1 protein-coding gene is annotated in these 1188 nt (G+C 66.1%); it reads right to left on the minus strand.

Annotated elements, in window-relative coordinates:
• A partial coding sequence (locus J7396_RS22360) for a hemagglutinin repeat-containing protein (RefSeq protein WP_244669842.1) occupies positions 1 to 1188 on the minus strand: 1188 nt, incomplete at both ends.

Consider the following 1188-nt stretch of genomic DNA (forward strand, 5'->3'; position numbering starts at 1 on the left):
CGCTGAGGATCAGGTTGCCGCCAGCGGTGAGCGCCTGCTGGTCGATGGTCTGCGTGGCTGTGGTGGTGGTGACGCGGGTTTTGCCGTTGCGCGCGTTGTAGCTATTGGTCTCGGTCTCGTTGAGCACGGACTCGACGTTGAGGTTGTTGCCCGCTGCGGCGATCAGATCGCCGCCTGCCTTCACCTCGGCCTGCCGGATGGTCAGGTCGTTGCCCGCGTTGAGTTGCAGGCTGTCGCCGGTGCTGATGCTGGTGCGGGTGGTGGGCTTGCCGTCGAGACCAGTGGCCGGCGTCAGCGAGAGGTCGTTGCCCGCCTGCAGTGCCGCGCTGCCGCCGGCCTTGATGGTCACGCCATGCAGTTGCAGATCGTTGCCGGCCGAGACGATCAGGTCCTTGCCCGCAGTCACCGACACGGCGTCGCCGCCGCGCAGCAGGCCGTTGTCGTCACGCAAGGCGCTGGGCGTGAGGCTGAGGTTGTTGCCGGCGATCAACGCCGCGCTGCCACCGGCCTGCACACGGGTGCCGGTCAACGTCATGTCATTGCCGGCCATCAGTTGCAAGGTGTTGCTGGCAGTGATGCCCGACAGGATGCCGACGCCATTGATGGCCTTGGACGCTTCGCTGACCAGATTGTTGCCGGCCGCCAGCCCCACATCGCGCCCCTCGATTTGGCCCTGGTTGAGCAGGTCGTTGCGCGCTTCCAATGCCACGGTGCCGGTGCCGCTGATACGGCCCTGGTTGAGCAGGTTGCCGGCGGTGATGCTGACATCGGCGCCGGCAATGACGCCCTGATTGCTCATGGCGTTGGTGGCGTTGAGTTCGACGTTGCCGCCAGCGATCAGCGCGCCGTTGCCACGCAGCTGCAGCGAGTTGGACGCCAGGTAGACCACCGGCACCAGCACGGTCTGGTCCTGGTACTCCTGCTCCACCATCCACACGATGTCCTGCGTGAGTGCAGCGGCCTGCGCGGCGGTCAAGCCCACGCCCATGCTCAATTGCAGCTGGCCTGCAGCAGCCACACCGGATTCCAGCAAGGCGCGGTATTGCGCCACGCCATCGGCGTAATTGCCCAGGTAACGACGGCCGGTGAGCTGGGTGATCTGGTCCAGCACCAGACGCTGCTCATAGAAGCCATCGCCCAGGCGGGTCTGGGTCCACTCCGGGTCTACGCCCAGCTTGTCCAGCAGGA

It is taken from the genome of Xanthomonas sp. A1809 (genome assembly GCF_017746015.1).
GTDB lineage: Bacteria > Pseudomonadota > Gammaproteobacteria > Xanthomonadales > Xanthomonadaceae > Xanthomonas > Xanthomonas euvesicatoria.